This window comes from Oceanicola sp. S124 (assembly GCF_000220565.1).
GTDB lineage: Bacteria > Pseudomonadota > Alphaproteobacteria > Rhodobacterales > Rhodobacteraceae > Pseudooceanicola.
On sequence record NZ_AFPM01000197.1, the window covers coordinates 1 to 18,317 of the forward strand.

13 protein-coding genes and 1 pseudogene are annotated in these 18,317 nt (G+C 66.9%); 2 read left to right on the plus strand and 12 right to left on the minus strand.

Annotated elements, in window-relative coordinates; translation table 11 throughout:
* The 6 genes from OS124_RS0113870 to metH all read right to left on the minus strand — a co-directional run.
* Window positions 1-1,074, minus strand: a 1,074-nt coding sequence (locus OS124_RS0113870) for a hypothetical protein (RefSeq protein WP_010140316.1), incomplete at its 3' end; no start/stop codon positions are given.
* Window positions 1,071-1,754, minus strand: a complete 684-nt coding sequence (locus tag OS124_RS0113875; protein ID WP_010140317.1) for an ATP-binding cassette domain-containing protein — start codon at window positions 1,752-1,754, stop codon at window positions 1,071-1,073. The genes OS124_RS0113875 and OS124_RS0113870, both read right to left, overlap by 4 nt.
* Window positions 1,754-2,179 (minus strand): hypothetical protein, encoded by a 426-nt coding sequence (locus tag OS124_RS0113880; protein WP_168161471.1) that lies wholly within the window; start codon window positions 2,177-2,179, stop codon window positions 1,754-1,756. The genes OS124_RS0113875 and OS124_RS0113880 overlap by 1 nt, the downstream gene beginning before the upstream one ends.
* 71 nt (window positions 2,180-2,250) lie before the next feature.
* The gene (locus OS124_RS0113885; protein ID WP_010140320.1) at window positions 2,251-3,741 is read right to left on the minus strand and encodes an alkaline phosphatase; all 1,491 of its coding nucleotides are present in this window, start codon (window positions 3,739-3,741) and stop codon (window positions 2,251-2,253) included.
* Window positions 3,742-4,009: 268 nt separating this feature from the next.
* Entirely contained in the window at window positions 4,010-5,134 is a 1,125-nt protein-coding gene (locus OS124_RS0113890; RefSeq protein WP_010140321.1) for a 5-methyltetrahydropteroyltriglutamate--homocysteine S-methyltransferase, read from the minus strand.
* 204 nt (window positions 5,135-5,338) lie between these two features.
* Complete coding sequence (metH, locus tag OS124_RS0113895) at window positions 5,339-9,133, minus strand: methionine synthase (protein ID WP_010140322.1); 3,795 nt, start codon at window positions 9,131-9,133, stop codon at window positions 5,339-5,341.
* Between the two features lie 607 nt (window positions 9,134-9,740).
* Here metH and OS124_RS0113900 point away from each other — a divergent pair.
* Together OS124_RS0113900 and OS124_RS0113905 are read left to right on the plus strand one after the other, a co-directional pair.
* On the plus strand, window positions 9,741-10,976 hold the full coding sequence (locus OS124_RS0113900) for an aromatic ring-hydroxylating oxygenase subunit alpha (RefSeq protein ID WP_010140323.1): 1,236 nt from the start codon (window positions 9,741-9,743) through the stop codon (window positions 10,974-10,976).
* On the plus strand, window positions 10,973-12,055 hold the full coding sequence (locus OS124_RS0113905; RefSeq protein WP_010140324.1) for a hybrid-cluster NAD(P)-dependent oxidoreductase: 1,083 nt from the start codon (window positions 10,973-10,975) through the stop codon (window positions 12,053-12,055). The genes OS124_RS0113900 and OS124_RS0113905 overlap by 4 nt, the downstream gene beginning before the upstream one ends.
* Before the next feature lie 268 nt (window positions 12,056-12,323).
* On the opposite strand, the gene dctP is transcribed toward OS124_RS0113905, so the two are convergent.
* The 6 genes and pseudogenes from dctP to OS124_RS0113935 form a co-directional block, all read right to left on the minus strand.
* Window positions 12,324-13,301: a TRAP transporter substrate-binding protein DctP gene (gene dctP, locus OS124_RS0113910; RefSeq protein WP_010140325.1), complete on the minus strand. Its 978-nt coding sequence runs from the start codon at window positions 13,299-13,301 to the stop codon at window positions 12,324-12,326.
* Window positions 13,302-13,322: 21 nt separating this feature from the next.
* Window positions 13,323-14,207: an SMP-30/gluconolactonase/LRE family protein gene (locus tag OS124_RS0113915; RefSeq protein WP_010140326.1), complete on the minus strand. Its 885-nt coding sequence runs from the start codon at window positions 14,205-14,207 to the stop codon at window positions 13,323-13,325.
* Window positions 14,208-14,248: 41 nt separating this feature from the next.
* Window positions 14,249-16,141 (minus strand): bifunctional sugar phosphate isomerase/epimerase/4-hydroxyphenylpyruvate dioxygenase family protein, encoded by a 1,893-nt coding sequence (locus tag OS124_RS0113920; protein WP_010140328.1) that lies wholly within the window; start codon window positions 16,139-16,141, stop codon window positions 14,249-14,251.
* 6 nt (window positions 16,142-16,147) lie between these two features.
* Window positions 16,148-17,443 carry a TRAP transporter large permease gene (locus tag OS124_RS0113925; RefSeq protein WP_010140330.1) on the minus strand — a complete coding sequence of 432 codons (1,296 nt, stop codon included), beginning with the start codon at window positions 17,441-17,443 and terminating at the stop codon, window positions 16,148-16,150.
* Window positions 17,436-17,957 carry a TRAP transporter small permease gene (locus OS124_RS0113930; protein WP_029375435.1) on the minus strand — a complete coding sequence of 174 codons (522 nt, stop codon included), beginning with the start codon at window positions 17,955-17,957 and terminating at the stop codon, window positions 17,436-17,438. The genes OS124_RS0113925 and OS124_RS0113930 overlap by 8 nt, the downstream gene beginning before the upstream one ends.
* A gap of 69 nt (window positions 17,958-18,026) precedes the next feature.
* A pseudogene (locus OS124_RS0113935) lies at window positions 18,027-18,317 on the minus strand (C4-dicarboxylate ABC transporter); the annotation flags it as partial.

Sequence of the window (18,317 nt, forward strand, 5' to 3'; positions counted from 1 at the left end):
GACCACGGCCAGCACAAAGCGGCGCGGGGCGCCGAGGGCGCGCAGCATGGCGATCTGGCGGCGGAACAGGCGGGTGAGGATCAGTAGCCCCGCCAGGACCGAGCCCGCCACCAGCACCTGCGTCACCGCCGCCATCACCGACATCGCCTGCCGGACATCGCCCATGACCGCGTAGAGCTGGGTGAGCACCGTCGCCGGGAAGAAGGCCATCGAGCGTCCGGTTTCGGTGAAGCTGTCGCGCAGCGCGTAATTGGCCCAGAGCGCGCTGGCCTTGACCACCACGGCGGGCGTGCCGGGGAAATAGGCCGGATCGAAGGGCGGCCCGAGCGCCTCGTCGTCCCCCGGCGCATGGCCGTTGGCCAGCCCGTGCACCTCCCAGACCGCCTCGACCGGGATCAGGACCGCGCGGTCCCAGGGGGTGCCGGTCGGCGCCATGCGCCCGACCACCCGCAACTGGCTGTGTGCATGGGCACCCTCTTCGGCGCCCGCCCCATGGCCATGGGCCGGAGAGAACCCCTCGCCGATCTCCAGCGCCACCGAAGCGCCGATGACCGCCTCGCCATGATCTGCCCAGAGCCGCCCCTCGATCTGTCCATCCGACAGGTAGAGAACGAAGTCGGCCACCGTGCCGACCACCGGCGCGCCCCGGTAGCTGTCGCCGAAGGCGAGCGGCGCGGCGATCTCGACGCTCTCGGTCTCGGCGATGCGCCGGAAGGTCTCGCCATCCAGCAGCGCCACGTCCGAGGGTTGCAGGAAGACCGTCGCCAGCAGCAGGGTCATTTCTGACCCCGGGGCGGCGACTACCAGACTGAACTTGTCCGCGGCCCGGGCCGAGGCGGCGCGCAGCCCACGCTCCTGCGCCAGAAGGCCGATGCCCATGGCGACGGACACGGCGATCAGCCCGACGAACAGCGCATTGGTCCAACGAAAGCGTGCCAGCAGCGCCCGCACCAGCGGCCAGGGCGCGAAGCCGCGCAGCAGCCAGAGACCCAGCACCAGCAGCGGCGCCAGCAGGGCCAGCACGCTGGCCGCATCCTGCAGCCAGAGCGGCAGGCTGTCCCAGAGATCCCTCATGTCCCCACCCCCCGGCTGTCATCGGTGATCCGCCCGGCCTCGATGGTCAGCACCCGGTCCATCTGCGCCAGAAGCGCCTCGTCATGGCTGACCGCGATCAGGCTGCGTCTGCCCTCGCGCACCAGCCGCACCAGGTCGCCGGTCAGCGCCTCGGCGGCGGCGCGATGCAGGGCGGCGGTCGGCTCATCCGCCAGCACGACCGGCGCATCCGAGGCCAAGGCCCGCGCGATGCCGACCCGCTGGCGCTCGCCACCCGAGAAGCTGGCGACGGGACGCGTGCTGTCGGGCAGGCCGAGATGGCGCAGAAGCCCTGCCGCCCGGGCGCGCAGCGCAGCGCGTTCACCGCGGGGCCGGAACATCGCGCCAAGCGCGGCATTGGCCCCGGCCCCCAGTTCGTCGAACAGCAGGAAATCCTGAAAGATCATGCCCATGTTCCGGGCGCGAAAGCGCGTCCGGCCCTCGGCGGTGAGCGCCAGCAGGTCGGTCCCGTCCCAGGTCACCTGCCCGGAGGCGCGCTCTCTCAGGCCCGCGATGGCGTGCAGGAAGGTCGTCTTGCCGGCCCCCGATGGCCCCCGGATCCCCAGCAGGGAACCCGCCGGAACCTCGAGCGCCTCAAGCTGCAGCAGCGGCGCATCGCCAGCCGTCACCCGCAGGTCGCGGATCGTCAGCGACAGGCTCATCAGGCGCGCTCGAAACTGGCGTCGCGCAGGCGGATCACGCTCCAGAAGCCGGTATCGGGATCGGTGTATTCGCCCATCTCCAGCACGCCGCGGGTCAGGATCGGCACGTTGAAGGGGATCACCTCGACGGTGCGGCGGGTGTAGACGGGCAGGATGGTGTCGGGCCATTCGATGCCCGGTTCGCAGAAGGGGCAAGTGGCCATCGGCATCTTGGTCAGCACGAAGAAGCTGGCCTCGGCGATCAGCGGCGGCGCCATGAAGCCCTCCATCGTCAGCCGCTGCCCTTCGCTGTCCAGCGCCAGATCCGAGAAGGCACCGCCCTTCTCGTAGAGCTCCCGCAGCTTCAGCGTCCCGGCATGGGCCGCGACCGGCAGGAAGGGCATGGCCAGCCCGGAGGCCAGGAGGGTGCGGCGGCGGATCAGCATGGTCATCCCTTTCAATGCAAAAGCGGAGGGCCTGCCAGAGGCCCCCCGCCAGGTCGTTCAGGCGGTGCCGGTCACTCGGCGTTCACCGCGTGGTTCATCACGTGGAAGATGTAGTTCTGTTCCACGGTACCATCGAAGAGATGCGCCCAAGGGCCCTTGGCATAGAGCGCCACGTCGACGCCCGAGTGGCTTTCCGAGGACTTGGGGATCAGGGTCTGCTGGGCGTAGTCGATATCCTGCGCCTGTTCCTGGGTCAGCTCGGGGCGACCTTCGGGGGCGGCATAGGTGCCATCGGCCTGTTCCACCAGCACCGAGGAGGCGCCGTTCAGGTAGCCGACCACGGTGTAGGGCTTGCCGTCCGAGGCCAGGACCAGCTCGTCCGAGTGCATGATGCCTTCCTTGGCGATGTCGAAGCAGAGCCCATCGATCGGGGTGCCGCGACCGCAATAGCCGTTCATCGCGATGGCGTGCTCGTGGTCGGCGGTGACGATGATCAGCGTGTCGGCGTCATCGGTCATCTCGTCGGCCAGGGCGATGGCATCGGCAAAGGCCTTGCCGTCGATCATGGCGCGCTTGGCGTTTGCGGCGTGGTTGGCGTGATCGACGCGGCCGGCTTCGATCTCAAGGTAGAAGCCGTTCTCGTTCTGGCTCAGCAGTTCGATGGCCTTGCCGGTCAGATCCGCCAGCGAGGGCTCGCCCTCGGGGCGGTCGGCCTCGTAGGAGGCGTGGCTGTCGCCGAAAAGACCCAGCACCGGCCCTTCCGAGATCGCGTTCAGCTCTTCCAGGTTGCCGGCGATGGAAACGCCCAGACCTTCGGCACGTTCGATCAGGTTCACGCCGTCTTCACGGCGGCCCTTGCCGCCGTTCGGGGTGGCCACGCCTTCGGGGGCGAAGCCACGGGCACCGCCGCCTAGGGCCACGTCCAGGGTGCCGGCTTCCATGGCATCGACCAGCTGGGTGGCGATGTCACGGCTTTCGGTGCACTCGGCGGGGACCGAGTATTCCCAGTTGCGATCCACGGTCTTGGCGTAGACGGCAGCCGGGGTGGCATGGGTCAGACGCGCGGTCGAGACGGTGCCGACGGATTTGCCCGCCTCGGTCATCAGCTCCGAGAAGACGGTCAGCTCATTCGCGGCTTCGGTGGTGCAATCGCCGTTGATCGCGTCCTCGCCGACGTTGATCACGTTGAAACGCTGCTTGACGCCGGTGTTCATCGAACCCGCAGTCGGGGCGCTGTCCGGGGTCTGGGCGTTGATGTTGTAGGTCTTGACCAGGGCCAGCTCGGGGAAGGCCTCGTGGGGCTGGACATAGTCGTCGCCCATGCCGCCTTCCTGCTGACCGGCCCAGAGGCGGCTCATGTAGTTGGTGGCGACGCCGTTGCCGTCTGCGACGAAGAGGATCACGTTCAGCGCGCGGCCGGTGTTGTGCTGCTTGGCCAGGGCGGTTTCAAGCGCGGACTGGCCGTCGGTGAACCACTGGCTGGAGGCCTGCGGCAGATCCTGGGCGGACACGGCGCCGGAGGCCGTCAGGGCCAGCAGCGATGCGGAAAGGAAGGATTTCATGAGGAGCACTCCGGTGGGACACGATGACCCCGCACTAGGCGCGCAACACGACGTTTCCGCGACGCCCGTGTAAAGAGTGCATGACAGAACCCGCCAAGCTGTGGGCAGCTTCGCAGGCGAGGTCTCCGGATGCGTTATGTACTAACATAACGCCCCCATCCCGACCCGGTCAAGGGCCAGGATATTGCCGAGGCTGCAATGCGTTGCGGGCCCCGGGAAGATCCCCGAGGCCCGCGTCATCTGTCACGATCCGTCAGGCGCGTGCAGCTCAGGCGTCGTCCCAGAGCTCTTCGGCAACCTTGATCACCAGCTCGAGCTTGCGGCGCTGATCATCGAAGGTGATGTCGTTGCCTTCCTCGGTCGAGGAGAAGCCGCACTGCGGCGCGATGCCCAGCTGGTCCATGTCGACATATTTCGAGGCTTCCTCGAACTGCCGCTTGAGGGTGTCCATCGGCTCCAGCTCGGCGGTCTTGGTGGTGATGAAACCGGCCATGATGCGCTTGTTGCCCTTGGGCAGCAGGCGCAGCGGCTCAAGCCCGCCGGCGCGGTCGGTGTCGTATTCCATGAAGTAGATATCGACGCCGGTCTTGTTGAAGATCGCATCCGCGGCGGCCTCGTAGCTGCCTTCGGCGGCGTGGGTCGAGCGGAAGTTGCCGCGGCACATGTGCATGCCGATCAGCATGTCGGCGGGACGGTCCTTGATAGCCTCGTCCAGCATGTGCGCATAGCGGTCGATCAGCCAGTCCGGGTCCTGCCCGCGCGAGGCCCAGAGGGCGCGGTGCTTGGGGTCGCCCAGGTAGGCGAAGAAGATGTCATCCAGCTGCAGGTAGCGGCAGCCGGCATCGTAGAAGCCCTGCACGGCCTTCTTCCAGGTCGCGGCCAGCGCGGCCATGAAGGCTTCGGGGTCCTTGTACTCGTCGTGGAAGATGTCTTCCGGCGCGGTGCGGAAGTGCGCGGCCGAGGGGCCGGGGATCGAGATCTTCGGGCAGACGGAGGTGTTCTGCGCGACGAACTTGAAGTGCTCGAGCATCGGGTGATCGGCGGGGAAGTCCAGCGGCCCGGTGATGGTCGAGACGGTCGGCGGGGTCTTCACGCCATGGAAGGCGATGCCGGCCTCGGGATCACGGGTGACAAGGTCCAGCCCGGTCAGCATGCCCATGAAGTCGAAGTGCCAGAAGGCGCGGCGCGCTTCGCCGTCGGTGACGACCTTCAGGCCGACCTCTTCCTGCATCTTGATCAGGGCGGGGATCTCGCGGTCCTCGATCTCTTTCAGCGCTGCACCGGTGACGCCGGCCTTGCGGGCCTCGGCGATCGCCGTGGGTCGCAGCAGAGAGCCGACGTGGTCGGCACGGAACGGCGGTTTCAGGTCGGATTTGACCAGCTCGTCTTTCATCTTGTTCTCCTTCCGGGAAAGCGGTGCCGCCCGTCGTTGCGGGCAGCGACCCTTGCGCGGAATGTATACACATCGCCCGCGGCAAGTCCATATGTCGTGAAATTAATACCTGAAATCAGGTGATTAGACCGATTTCCTCCGATGCAACACCCAGGGCCCCGCCAAGTGGCCGGGCCCTGGTGCATACAGTTCAGAGATCACACCCTATTCGGCAGCGATATCCGCCGCCTGCCCGCCCGGCACGTAGTTCAGGATCGGGCCCAGCCAACGCTCGACCTCCTCTACCGCCATGCCCTTGCGGGTGGCGTAGTCCCCGACCTGGTCCCTTTCGACCTTGGCGACCCCGAAGTAGTAGCTTTCCGGGTGGCCGATATAAAGGCCCGAGACGGACGAGCCGGGCCACATGGCATAGCTTTCGGTCAGTTCGACACCAGTGGCGGCGGTGGCGTCCAGCAGGTCGAACAGGGTCACCTTCTCGGTGTGGTCGGGCTGGGCCGGGTAACCCGGCGCCGGGCGGATGCCGTCATAGGGTTCGCGGATCAGCTCTTCGGGGCTGAAGGCCTCGTCCGGCGCATAGGGCCAGAGCTCGCGGCGCACCTTCTCGTGCATCCGCTCGGCGAAGGCCTCGGCGAAGCGGTCGGCCAGCGCCTTGACCAGGATCGAGGAATAGTCGTCGTTCTTGCCCTCGAAGGCCTCGGCGATGGCGATCTCTTCCACCCCCGCCGTGACGACGAAGCCACCGACGTAATCGGCCACGCCCTCGGGCGCCACGAAATCGGCCATGGCGACATTGGGCCGGTCGCCGCGCTTGGAGGTCTGCTGGCGCAGGGTGAACAGCTTGGCCTTCTCTTCGCTGCGGCCCTCGTCGGACCAGAGCGTGATGTCATCGCCGTCGCTGTTGGCCGGCCAGAAGCCGACCACGGCGCGCGGGGTGAACCACTTTTCCTCGATGATCCGCTTGAGCATCGCCTGGGCGTCCTCGAAGAGCGCGCGCGCGGCCTCGCCCTGCTTCTCGTCCTGCAGGATCTTCGGATAGACGCCCTTCATCTCCCAGGTCTGGAAGAACGGGGTCCAGTCGATGTAGCGGGCCAGCTCGGCCAGGTCCCAGTCGTCATAGACTTTCGTGCCCAGGAAGCTGGGCGCGGCGGGGGCATAGCCAGAAAAGTCGATCTTCAGCTTGTTGGCGCGCGCGGCCGCCAGCGGCAGGCGCGTCTTGGCGGCCTCGGCGCGGGCGTGCTTTTCGGCGACATCGGCATATTCGGCCCGGATATCGGCCACGTAGCCTTCTTTCGCGGTGCTCGACAGCAGGTTGCTGACCACTCCGACCGCGCGCGAGGCATCGGTGACGTAGATCGCCTGGCCAAGGTCGTAGCGCGGATGGATCTTCACCGCCGTATGCACGCGGCTGGTGGTCGCCCCGCCGATCAGCAGCGGAATGTCGTAGCCCTGCCGCTGCATTTCCGCCGCGACATGCACCATCTCGTCGAGCGAGGGGGTGATCAGCCCCGAGAGGCCGATGATGTCGACCTGCTTTTCCTTCGCCACGGCGAGGATCTTTTCGGCCGGGACCATGACGCCGAGGTCGATGATCTCGTAGTTGTTGCAGGCCAGCACGACGCCGACGATGTTCTTGCCGATGTCATGCACATCGCCCTTCACCGTCGCCATCAGCACCGTGCCGGCGGTGTCCTTGCCGGTGACGCCGCTCTGGCGCTTTTCCTCTTCCATGTAGGGCAGCAGAACGGCCACGGCCTGCTTCATCACGCGGGCCGATTTCACCACCTGCGGCAGGAACATCTTGCCCGCGCCGAAGAGGTCGCCGACCACGTTCATGCCGTCCATCAGCGGGCCTTCGATCACGTGCAAGGGACGCTCGGCGGCCTGACGGGCCTCTTCCGTGTCGGCCTCGACGAATTCGGTGATGCCGTTGACAAGCGCATGTTCCAGCCGCTTCTCGACCGACCATTCGCGCCAGGACATGTCCTTCTCGCGCCCCTTGGCACCGCCCTGCCCCCTGTAGTCCTCGGCGATCTCCAGCATGTTCTCGGTGGCCGAGTTGCCATTGGCGGGCACGCGGTTCAGCACCACGTCCTCGCAGGCCTCGCGCAGGCGTGCGTCGATCTGGTCATAGACCGCCAGCTGGCCGGCGTTGACGATGCCCATGTCCATGCCGTTCTGGATGCCGTGGTAGAGGAAGACCGCGTGCATCGCCTCGCGCACGGGCTCGTTGCCGCGGAAGCTGAACGACAGGTTCGACACGCCACCCGAGATATGGACATGCGGGCAGGTCTCGGTGATCCGCCTGGTGGCCCTGATGAAATCGACGCCGTAGTTGTCGTGTTCCTCGATCCCGGTGGCCACGGCAAAGACGTTGGGGTCGAAGATGATGTCCTCGGGCGGGAAGCCGACCTCTTCGGTGAGGATCCTGTAGGCGCGCTGGCAGATCTCGACCTTGCGGTCCTCGGTATCGGCCTGCCCGGTCTCGTCGAAGGCCATCACGACCACGGCCGCGCCATAGGCACGGCAGAGCCGGGCGTGATGCAGGAAGGCCTCCTCGCCCTCTTTCAGCGAGATCGAGTTGACCACCGACTTGCCCTGCACGCATTGCAGGCCGGCCTCGATGACCTCCCATTTCGAGCTGTCGATCATGATCGGCACGCGGGCGATGTCGGGCTCGGCGGCGATCAGGTTCAGGAACTCGATCATCGCCTGGCGCGAGTCGATCAGACCCTCATCCATGTTGATGTCGATGATCTGGGCGCCGTTCTCGACCTGCTGGCGGGCCACGTCCAGCGCGGCGGCATAGTCGCGGTTGGTAATCAGCTTGCGGAACCGGGCGGAGCCGGTGACATTGGTCCGCTCGCCGACGTTGACGAAGGGAATGTCGCTGGTCAGCACGAAGGGCTCCAGCCCCGAAAGGCGCATCAGCGGCGCGGGTTTCGGCAGCCGGCGCGGGGCCAGGTCCTTCACCGCCTCGGCCACGGCGCGGATGTGCTCATAGGTCGAGCCGCAGCAGCCGCCGACCACGTTGACCAGCCCGGCCTCGGCGAAGCCCCGGATCAGCGCGGCCATTTCCTCGGGCGTCTGGTCGTATTCGCCCATCTCGTTGGGCAGGCCGGCGTTCGGATAGGCGCAGATCAGCGTGTCCGCGACGCCCGACAGCTCGGCGATATGGGGCCGCATGGCATCGGCGCCAAGGGCGCAGTTCAGCCCCACGGTCAGCGGCGCGGCATGGCGGATGGAATGCCAAAAGGCGCTCGGCGTCTGCCCCGAGAGCGTCCGTCCCGACAGGTCCGTAATGGTGCCCGAGATCATCACCGGCAGCCGTTCGCCGCGCATCGCGAAGACTTCCTCGCAGGCGAAGATGGCGGCCTTGGCGTTCAGCGTGTCGAAGATCGTCTCGATCAGCAGGATGTCGGCGCCGCCCTCGATCAGGCCGAGGGCCTGCTGGCGATAGGCCTGCCGCAGGTCGTCGAAGGTCACCGCGCGGTAGCCGGGATTGTTCACGTCGGGACTGATCGAGGCGGTCCGGTTGGTCGGTCCGAGCGCGCCGGCGACATAGCGCCTGCGCCCGTCCGTCGCCTCGGCCCGGTCCATGGCGGCACGGGCCAGCCGCGCGCCCTCGATGTTCAGGGCATCCACCTGATCTTCCAGCGCATAATCGGCCTGCGCGATGGTGGTGGACGAGAAGGTGTTGGTCTCGACGATGTCGGCGCCGGCCATGGCGTACTGATAGTGGATCTCTTCGACGAGGTCGGGCCGGGTCAGGTTCAGCAGGTCATTGTTGCCCTTCTGCGGCTTCTCCTCGCCGCCCGGCACCGGCGGATGGCAGGCACAGCCGCATCCGCAGCCCGTGCCGTGGCCGTGGAAATCCTCTTCCGACAGTCCCAGCTTCTGGATCTGCGTCCCCATGGCGCCATCCAGGATCAGGATCCTGTCGCGCGCCGCGGCACGGATTTCTGCAAAGACGGGGGACAGGCGGGGAAGCTTCGCGGACATGGCAACTCGACAGGGATCAGGGGCGGGCCGGCGCAGGATGCACGGCCCCGACCCCCTCCTTAGACTGCCGGGGGTTAATACTCCAACTCATATCCGGCATGGAAAACATGAGCCTGGCTCATGTCGGTCCGCCCTGCCCGGCCATGGAGACGGTCCCGCGCGCCCTCCGGCACTTGATTCTGCCCCGGTCCGGCGCATCGCCCAGTCCACGGCCGGTCCGGACGGCCCCTGTCGGGCCATTCCCGTGCCCCGGAGCCAGATGGCGCGACACCAGAGGTCCGATTTGCGCGATACCATGTCGCAATTGCGAGATCGCGACACGGGCATGTCTCTATCCTTTCAGCAAGAGCAGGGTTCGGTCCCCCGGGATCCGCCCGGGAAGGCCGACGGCCGATGCGCGCTGCCCCGCAAGGCCCGGAAACGGAAAGCCTTTCGCCAGCGCGGCCCCTCGGCACCGACCGGGCGCCTTCGGGCGCCTCCGGCCCGGGCCATGGCCCTGCACGACGTCGAACCGCGGGGAGCGGTGGGGACGGTCCCGGCTTGCCCGGGGCCCGCCGCGCCCCCTCAAACCCAGGACCCGGGTGCGCCCGGCTTAGGAGGCACCGCCATGGACGTTCAGGCCAAGGCACGCGACATGCTCTCCCGGCGCCAGCCGGGCCATTCGCTGGAACGGGGGTTCTACACCGACCCCGACATCTTCGCTCTCGACATGGAGTCGATCTGGTATCGCGACTGGCTGTTCGTGACCCCCGCAGCGGCGATGCCGAAGGCCGGCAGCTACGTCACCCACAAGGTCGGCCCCTACCGGGTGGTCGTGGTGCGCGGCGCCGACGGCGAGATCCGCGCCTTCCACAACACCTGCCGCCACCGCGGCTCGATCCTGTGCAAGGCGCATCAGGGTCAGGTGGCCAAGCTGGTCTGCCCCTACCACCAGTGGACCTACGAGCTGGACGGCCGTCTGCTCTGGGCGCGCGACATGGGCAGCGACTTCGACGCCTCCAGCCACGGGCTGGGCTCGGTGCACTGCCGCACCGTGCAGGGGCTTGTCTACATCTGCCTCGCCGCCGAGGCCCCCGATTTCGACACGTTCGCCGCCCGCATCGCCCCCTATCTCGCCGTGCATGACCTGACCGAGGCCAAGGTGGCACATCAGTCGACCATCGTCGAGAACGGCAACTGGAAGCTGGTCTGGGAAAACAACCGCGAGTGCTATCACTGCGCCGGCAACCACCCCGACCTCTGCCGCACCTACCCCGAGGATCCGACGATCACCGGCGTTGCGCCCGATGGCACCTTCCCGCCCAAGGTGGAAAGCCACTTCCAGCGGCTGGAGGGCCTCGGCGCGCCCTCGCGGTTCCACATGTCCGATGACGGCCAGTTCCGCATCGCCCGGATGCCGCTGCTGGACGGCGCCGAAAGCTTCACGCTGAGCGGCAAGATCGCGGTGCAGAAGCGCCTCGGCCAGGTCCCGGTGCTGGATGCGGGCACGCTGCTGAAGTTCCACTACCCGACCACCTGGAACCACTTCCTGACGGACCATTCGATCACCTTCCGCGTCACCCCGATCAGCCCGACCGAGACAGAGGTCCAGACCACCTGGCTGGTCCACAAGGACGCCGTCGAGGGCCGCGACTATGATCTCGAGAACCTGACCGTGGTCTGGGAACACACCAACGACGAGGACCGCCGGGTCGTCGAGGACAACCAGCAGGGCGTCCTCTCGCCCGCCTATCGCCCCGGCCCCTATTCCGCGACCCACGAAGATGGCGTGATCCAGTTCACCGACTGGTACTGCACCACCCTCGGCAACCGCATCGACCCGGTCAGGCTGGCCGCGGAATGAACGTGCCCAACCCGACCCTCGCCCAGCCGATCAGCACATGGGACGGCTCGGCCATGCTGGAATGCGTGGCCGTCCTGCCCGAGGCGCCCAATGTCGTGACCTTCAGCTTCGCCGCCGAGGACCGCTCGATCTTCTCCTACCTGCCGGGCCAGTTCATCACCCTTGAACTGCCGGTGCCGGGCGGGCCGCTCTATCGCACCTACACGATCTCGTCCTCGCCCTCGCGGCCGCTCTGCCTGACCGTCACGGTCAAGGCGCAGCCCGGCTCTATCGGCACCCGCTGGATGCTGGACAACCTGGTGCCGGGGATGCGGCTGAAGTCGACCGCCCCGGGCGGGACCTTCACCAGCCACCACCACCGCTCGGACAAGTACCTGTTCATCTCGGCCGGCTCGGGCATCACGCCGATGAAGTCGATGACCACCTGGTTCTACGACACCGGCCGCCCTGCCGACATCGTCTTCGTCAACTGCGCCCGGCGCCCCTCGGACATAATCTTCCGCGAGACGCTGGAGCACATGGCCAGCCGCACCGATGCGCTGAAGCTGAAATGGGTGGTCGAGGAAAGCGACCGCTTCCGCCCTTGGGCCGGCTACGAGGGCATGTTCAACCAGCTGATGCTGGGCCTGATCGCCCCCGACTACCTCGACCGCGAGGTCTTCTGCTGCGGCCCCGAGCCCTTCATGCAGGCCGTCCGCGACGCTCTGCAGGGCCTCGGATACGACATGACGAAGTACCACCAGGAAAGCTTCCAGGCCCCTGCCGCTGCCCTGGCCGAGGACTATGCCGATGACGATGTGGTCCCGGACGAGGATACCAAGGCGCAGATCCACTTCTCGGCCTCCGATGTCACCGCCACCTGCGCCGAAACCGACACCGTGCTGTCGGCGGCCCGCGCGGCGGGGCTGAACATCCCGTCGGGCTGTACCTTCGGCGTCTGCGGCACCTGCAAGATCCGCAAGACCAGCGGCGAGGTGCACATGGTGCACAACGGCGGCATCACCGAGGACGACATCGCCGAGGGCTACATCCTCGCCTGCTGTTCGCATCCCATCGGCGAGGTCGAGGTCGAGGCCTGATCCGCGCGGTTTCCTCCCTCGCCGCAGCACCTCTCCCCGACACGCCGTCGCGGGCCGGTCCCGTCCCCGGGCCGGCCCGCTTCGTTCCTGACGGTTTCCGGGCAGGTGGCCGGCATTGGGCAAGGCAAGGTCGTCAGGGATGTGAATGCCCGCAGCGGCGATGACCAGCGCGCGGCTCTCCGTCCTCGCAACTCTCCGTCCTCATTGACGAAGGGCCCCGCCGCTTGCGCGGCGAGGCCCCCTTGTCTGCGTCGTCACCCTGACAGGATCAGAGACCGTTGATCGCTTCGACCATGCCCTCGGGCCAGTTGGCCGACAGCGGCGAGGCCAGGTACTGTTCCTGGGCATATGCCTGGAAGGCCGCCAGGTCGGGGGTGTAGACCTTCAGGCCCTCGCCCTCGAAGTAGGCGACCAGCTCGGCTTCCTGGTCGAGGTACTGCTGGTCGGACCAGGCGGTGGCCTTGTCGGCCGCGGCCTGCAGGGTGGCCTTCTGCTCGTCGCTCAGGTCGTCCCAGACCATCGACGAGATCAGCAGCATGCCGAAGCCGACGTTGTGGCCGGTCAGCACGATCTGGTCGGTGACCTCGTCGAACTTCATCTGGCGGTTGTTGGGCAGCGGGTTGTCCTGGCCGTCGACCACACCGGACTGCAGCGCGGTGTAGAGCTCGGTGTAGGGGATCGGCACGGGGTTGGCGCCCAGGGACTTGCCGAGGAACTGCCAGCTTTCACCGCCGGGCATGCGCAGCTTGACGCCCGCCAGATCGGCGGGGGTCATGTACTCGGCATCGCCCTTCAGGTTCAGGTGACGGGTGCCGTAGTAGAAGGTGCCGAGGATCTCGACCTTCAGCTTGTCGCGCGCGATGGCCTTCAGCTGGTCGCCGACTTCACTGTCGAAGATGGCTTTCAGGTGGGCCTGGTCACGCACCACGTAGGCGGCGCCGAGGATGTCGAACTCGGGCGCCTGCTGGGCCAGGTCCGAGGGCGGCAGGCCGGCCATCTGGATGTTGCCGCGTTGCAGGCCGACCAGCTCGGTGCCCTGCTTCATCAGCGTGGCGCCGAAGTAGGGCTGGAAGGCGAAGTCATCGCCCAGCTCCTTGGCGAAGATCTCGGTCATGGCCTTGGAACGGGGCACATCGGCCGGGTTCACATCCGAGAAGATCAGTTCGACCTGGGCCGAGGCGGCCCCGGCGAAGGCGACCATTGCCAGCGCGGCGGCGGTCAGGTTGCGGAAGCTCTTGTGGATCATGGTATCCTCCCTGGTGTAGCTTCAGATTGCGAAAAGGTTTTCCGGCACGCCCTGCCCGACGCCCTCGATTGCGAAGACGGAACCGGCCAGAGGCTCGTCCGCCAGCTGCGCGGGGCTGAGGAACTTGAAGGCAGAGGTGACGAAAAGGGTCGTCAGGTCCCGCCCGCCGAAACACAGGCAGGTGGGGTTGGTGACCGGCAGGGCGATCTGGCGGTCAAGCCGGCCGTCGGGGGTGTAGCGCACCACCTGACCTCCGGCGAAGAAGGCCTGCCACAGGCAGCCCTCGGCATCCACGCAGGCCCCGTCGGGGCGGATGCCGCTGCTGCTGTAATCGGCCAGGACCTCGCGGCTGGTGATCTCGCGCCCGGTCTCGTCAAGGCCGAGGCGCCAGGTCACGTGGCGGCGGGTATCGGTGAAATACATGCTGCGCCCGTCAGGCGCGAAGGCGATGCCGTTCGAGACGATCACATCGTCCAGCATCCGGGTCATCGTGCCATCGGGATCGACACGGTAGAGACCGCCCAGCCCCTGGCTCAGCCCGTTGTCCATGGTGCCGATCCAGAGCGACCCGTTGGCATCGACGCGACCGTCATTGAGGCGGGTGGCAGGCATCGCCTCACCCGGGACGCTGGCGAAGGGACGCCAGTCGCGGGTCTGCGCCCTGCGGTGCACCAGCGTCAGGTCCCGCGCCGCCAGCAACCCGCCCGAGCGCGTCATGGCGATGGAGCCAAGGTAGGTGCCGGGATGGGCCTCTGCCTCGGCCGCGCCGCTGGCGGGGTCGAGCTGCCAGAGCGTCGGCTGCTCGATGTCGATCCACCACAGCAGTCCGCGCGTCGCGTCCCACAGCGGGGTTTCCCCCAGCTGGGCGTCGACTTTCTGAACCAGTTCCACGTTGCGGTCGGACATCTTGTCTCCTGTTCTTGACCTGGGCACGAGGGTGAGCGGCGTCATCGGCGGGGCATGCCCGGCTGCGGCGCCAGACGGCGTTGCGCGGCGATGCGGAACGGCGCGTTCGGCGCGCCGTAGCCCGCGTAGCTGCCCTTGCGCTGGCAGATCTCGATGAAGATCCCGTCGCCCACGGAACGCGAGTAGACCTGGAAGAAGGATCCGCCCTTGCCGTCCTCATCGTAAAGGATGTGCTCGGCCTTCAGCCGCTCGGTGAAACCGGGCGAGAGCGACAGGCGCGCGGCGAGGTCGTCGTAGTAGTTCTCGGGCATCGGCAGGGGCTGGAAGCCGCAAAGCTTCATTTCCGAGACGCAGGCGAAGATGTCATCGGTGGCGAAGGCCACGTGCTGTACCGAAGAGCCGAAGCTGTCGGCGATGAAACGCCCGGCGAAGGTGCGGTGCGTCTCGGCCCCATTCAGCGTGACGCGCAGCGCGCCGTCGGGGCTTTCGATCGCCTGCGAGCGCACCAGCCCGCCGGGGTCGACCACGTCGACGGTCGCCTGTTTCTCGACCTCGAACAGAGACAGGTAGAAGAGCGACCAGGTCAGCATCTCCTCGTAGTTCATCGTCTGGCCGATATGGTCGATCCGGGTCAGCCCGGCCTCATGGGCGGCACCGCCCGAGATGGGGGCAAACTCGATTTCCCAGACCTTGCTCAGGTCCGAGGAACGGTCGATGAAATGCAGCAGGCCCGAGCCGACACCGCGGATCGCCGGGATCTCAAGCTCGCCCGGGCCGACGGGCTGGTGGAAGGGCGTAGCGCCAAGGGCGCGGGCACGGGTCACCGTGTCGGCGGCGCTGTCCACCAGCAGGCCCACGTCGCAGATGTTCAGCCCGTGGGCGATATGGGCGGTATGGGCAAAGCCCTCCTGCTCGGTGTTCAGCACGATGCGGATCTCGCCCTGCTGCCAGACCTCGACCTGCTTGGCGATATGCTTGCCGGCGCGGCGGAAGCCGAGGGATCCCAGCAGCTTGCGCAGGCTTTCGGCCTCGCTCTCCGACGCGGCGAACTCGACGAAGGCGACGCCCTCGGTCGGCACGCGGGCGGGGATGTCGGGCAGGCTCTGGCCCAGGCCCGGTTCCGCGCGCTTGACCTGGTCCATCAGGTAGATCAGCGAGCGGTGGCCGTCCTGGGCGATGGCCTTGGGGCTGCCGCCACGGAACTGGTCGTTGAAGACCTCAAGGCTGATCGGCCCGTCATAGCCCGTCGCGGCGACCGCACGCATGAAGCCGGTCACGTCCAGATCGCCCTCGCCCGGCATGTTGCGGAAGTGGCGCGACCAGTAGAGCAGGTCCATCTCGATCAGCGGCGCGTCGGCCAGCTGGACGAAGAAGATCTTGTCGCCCGGGATGCTGCGGATGCTCTCGGGCGAGAGCTTGCGGCCAAGGGTGTGGAAGCTGTCGACGATCAGCCCGATGTTGGGATGGTCGGCGCGGCGCACCACCTCCCAGGCGTCGCGGTGATCCCAGACATGCCTGCCCCAGGCCAGTGCCTCGTAGCCGACCCGCAGCCCGCGCTTGCTGGCCCGGTCACCGAGATCGGCGAAGTCGGCGGCCATGCGGTCGATGCCGCCAAGCGCCTTGGGGTGCACCGAGGAACAGACCAGCACCAGGTCCGTGCCCAGCTCCTGCATCAGGTCGAACTTGCGCTCCATCCGGTCGAAGGCCCGGCCGCGCTCGGGCTCGGGCAGGCCCTCGAAGTCACGGAACGGCTGGAACAGCGAGATCTCAAGCCCGTGGTCCCGCACCATGGCGCCGACCTCGCGCGGAGAGGCGTCGAAGGTGATGAAATCCTGCTCGAAGATCTCGATTCCGTCGAAGCCCGCCGCCGCGATGGCGGCGAGCTTTTCCCGAAGGTCCCCTGCGATGCAGACAGTGGCGATCGAGGTTTTCATGCGTGCTTACCCCTTGTAGCCCAGCAGGCGCGGCAGCCAGAGCACGAAGTCCGGCACGAAGGTGATGATCCCGAGCGCCACGAAGAGCGCAAAGAGGAAGGGCATCAGGTCGCGGATGATGCGGCCGAGCGGCTGTTTCGTGATCGACGAGACGATGAACAGCAGCAACCCATAGGGCGGCGTGATCAGGCCCAGCATCGCGTTGACCACGCAGACCACCCCGAAGTGCACCAGGTCGATGCCGAGGGACTGTGCGGTCGGGATGAAGATCGGAACGATGATCAGCAGGATGGCGCCGCTTTCCAGGATGCAGCCCAGCACCAGGAACAGCACGTTGATCGCCAGCAGGAAGCCGATGGGGCCAAGGTCGTACTGCCCGAGGAAGGCGGCCAGCTGGTCCGGCACGTTCTCGCGCGTGACGACATACTGGAAGGTCAGCGCGCCGGCGATCAGGATCCCGACCGTGGCGGTCGAGCGGGCCGAGGCCAGCAGGGTCTCGAAGAACTGCCCCGCGGTGACCGAGCGATAGAGCACCACCGAGATCGCCAGGGCGTAGAAGGCGGCGACGGCGGCAGCCTCGGTCGGGGTCATGACGCCGCCGTAGATGCCGCCCAGCAGGATCACCGGCAGCAGCAGCGCGGGGATAGCCCGGAAGGTGACGCCGGGCATGTCGCGCAGCGGGATCGCCTCGTCGACGTCGAAGCCACGACGGTGGGCGATGATCATGTTCATCACCATCAGCACCACGCCCATCAGAAGGCCCGGCGCCATGCCTGCCGCGAACAGGTAGCCGACCGACTGGTCCGACACGAGCGCGTAGAGCACCATGGGGATCGAGGGCGGAATGATCGGCCCGATGGTCGCCGAGGCGGCGGTGATCGCGGCGGCATAGGTCGGGGTGTATTTCCCGTCCTTGGTCATCATGTTGATGATGATCTTGCCCATGCCGACCGCATCGGCCACGGCCGAGCCGGACATGCCCGAGAAGATCAGCGACGACACCACGTTGACGTGTCCCAGGCCGCCGCGGAAGCGCCCGACAAGCGCCTGGCTGAACCGCAGCAGCCGGTCGGCCAGCGAGCCGATGTTCATGATGTCGGCGGCCAGGATGAACAGCGGGATCGCCAGCAGCGTGTAGCTGTTGAACAGGCCCTGAAGCAGGGTCTCGGAGGCGATCGATGGATCGAAGCCGCGCAGGATCAGGTAGACCGACGAGCCGCAGATCATCGCCAGCCCCATCGAGAGGCCGCCGAAGGCGAGGAAGGCGATCAGGAGGATCGAGAGGGTAAAGGGATCAGTCATAGTCGTGGGTATCCGCCGTTTTGGGCGTGTCGAAGGCCGGGCCGGCGCCGGTGATCCCGCGCCAGATGGAAATGCCGCAGCGGATGACAACGGAAAGGACGAAGGGAACGTAGATCGCGAAGACATAGTCGAAGCGGATCTTCATGTAGGAGGTCTTCTCGATCGCCATGAAGTCGATGTAGCCCCAGACCTGTGGAAGGGTCCAAAGGAAGATCCCGGCGCAGATCGTGCCGGTGATCACGTCCAGCACCCGCCGGGCCCATCGGGGCAGCGCGGCATAGATGATGTCCAGCCGGATCACGTCGCTTTCGCGTACCACGAAGGCGTAGCCGAAGAGGATCCCCCAGAGCCAGGCGACCGAGACGAACTCGACCGTCCAGCCCAGCGGAAGGTTCAGCAGATAGCGAAACACGATCTGGATCAGGAAGCTCACGAAGAGCGCGCCGAGGATCAGCGCCAGGATCACTTCGGCCCCGCGCCCTCCCCATCTTGCGAGTGTTTTCAAACGCTCCATTCTTTCCCCGTTCACCTTGCCTTGCATGGCGTGTCAGTTGCGGGCCGGCAGGGCGCCGGCCCTGTTCCGTTACAGCGCGTTGATCTGCTCGAGCAGGCCCTCGGGCCAGTCCTCGGAGAACTTCGAGCTCTTGTAGACCTCCAGCACATGGGTGCGGAACGCCTCGGTATCGGGCGCGTAGACTTTCAGCCCCTCGCCCTCGAAGAAGGAAACCAGCTCTTCTTCCTGTTGCAGCACGTAGTCCGCCATGTCGTCCTCGAACTGGTCGGCACAGTCCTGCAGGATGGCCTGCTGATCGCCATCGAGGCTGTCCCACTTGCTCATCGAGATGGTGAAGACATTGTTGGACATGCGGTGCCC

Excerpts from the sequence above, each read along its gene's own strand:
- OS124_RS0113925 (WP_010140330.1), bottom strand. The coding sequence starts at position 17,443 with ATGACTGATCCCTTTACCCTCTCGATCCTCCTGATCGCCTTCCTCGCC.
- OS124_RS0113930 (WP_029375435.1), bottom strand. The coding sequence starts at position 17,957 with ATGGAGCGTTTGAAAACACTCGCAAGATGGGGAGGGCGCGGGGCCGAA.
- OS124_RS0113920 (WP_010140328.1), bottom strand. The coding sequence starts at position 16,141 with ATGAAAACCTCGATCGCCACTGTCTGCATCGCAGGGGACCTTCGGGAA.
- dctP (WP_010140325.1), bottom strand. The coding sequence starts at position 13,301 with ATGATCCACAAGAGCTTCCGCAACCTGACCGCCGCCGCGCTGGCAATG.
- OS124_RS0113915 (WP_010140326.1), bottom strand. The coding sequence starts at position 14,207 with ATGTCCGACCGCAACGTGGAACTGGTTCAGAAAGTCGACGCCCAGCTG.
- OS124_RS0113885 (WP_010140320.1), bottom strand. The coding sequence starts at position 3,741 with ATGAAATCCTTCCTTTCCGCATCGCTGCTGGCCCTGACGGCCTCCGGC.
- OS124_RS0113905 (WP_010140324.1), top strand. The coding sequence starts at position 10,973 with ATGAACGTGCCCAACCCGACCCTCGCCCAGCCGATCAGCACATGGGAC.
- OS124_RS0113880 (WP_168161471.1), bottom strand. The coding sequence starts at position 2,179 with ATGCTGATCCGCCGCCGCACCCTCCTGGCCTCCGGGCTGGCCATGCCC.
- metH (WP_010140322.1), bottom strand. The coding sequence starts at position 9,133 with ATGTCCGCGAAGCTTCCCCGCCTGTCCCCCGTCTTTGCAGAAATCCGT.
- OS124_RS0113900 (WP_010140323.1), top strand. The coding sequence starts at position 9,741 with ATGGACGTTCAGGCCAAGGCACGCGACATGCTCTCCCGGCGCCAGCCG.
- OS124_RS0113875 (WP_010140317.1), bottom strand. The coding sequence starts at position 1,754 with ATGAGCCTGTCGCTGACGATCCGCGACCTGCGGGTGACGGCTGGCGAT.
- OS124_RS0113890 (WP_010140321.1), bottom strand. The coding sequence starts at position 5,134 with ATGAAAGACGAGCTGGTCAAATCCGACCTGAAACCGCCGTTCCGTGCC.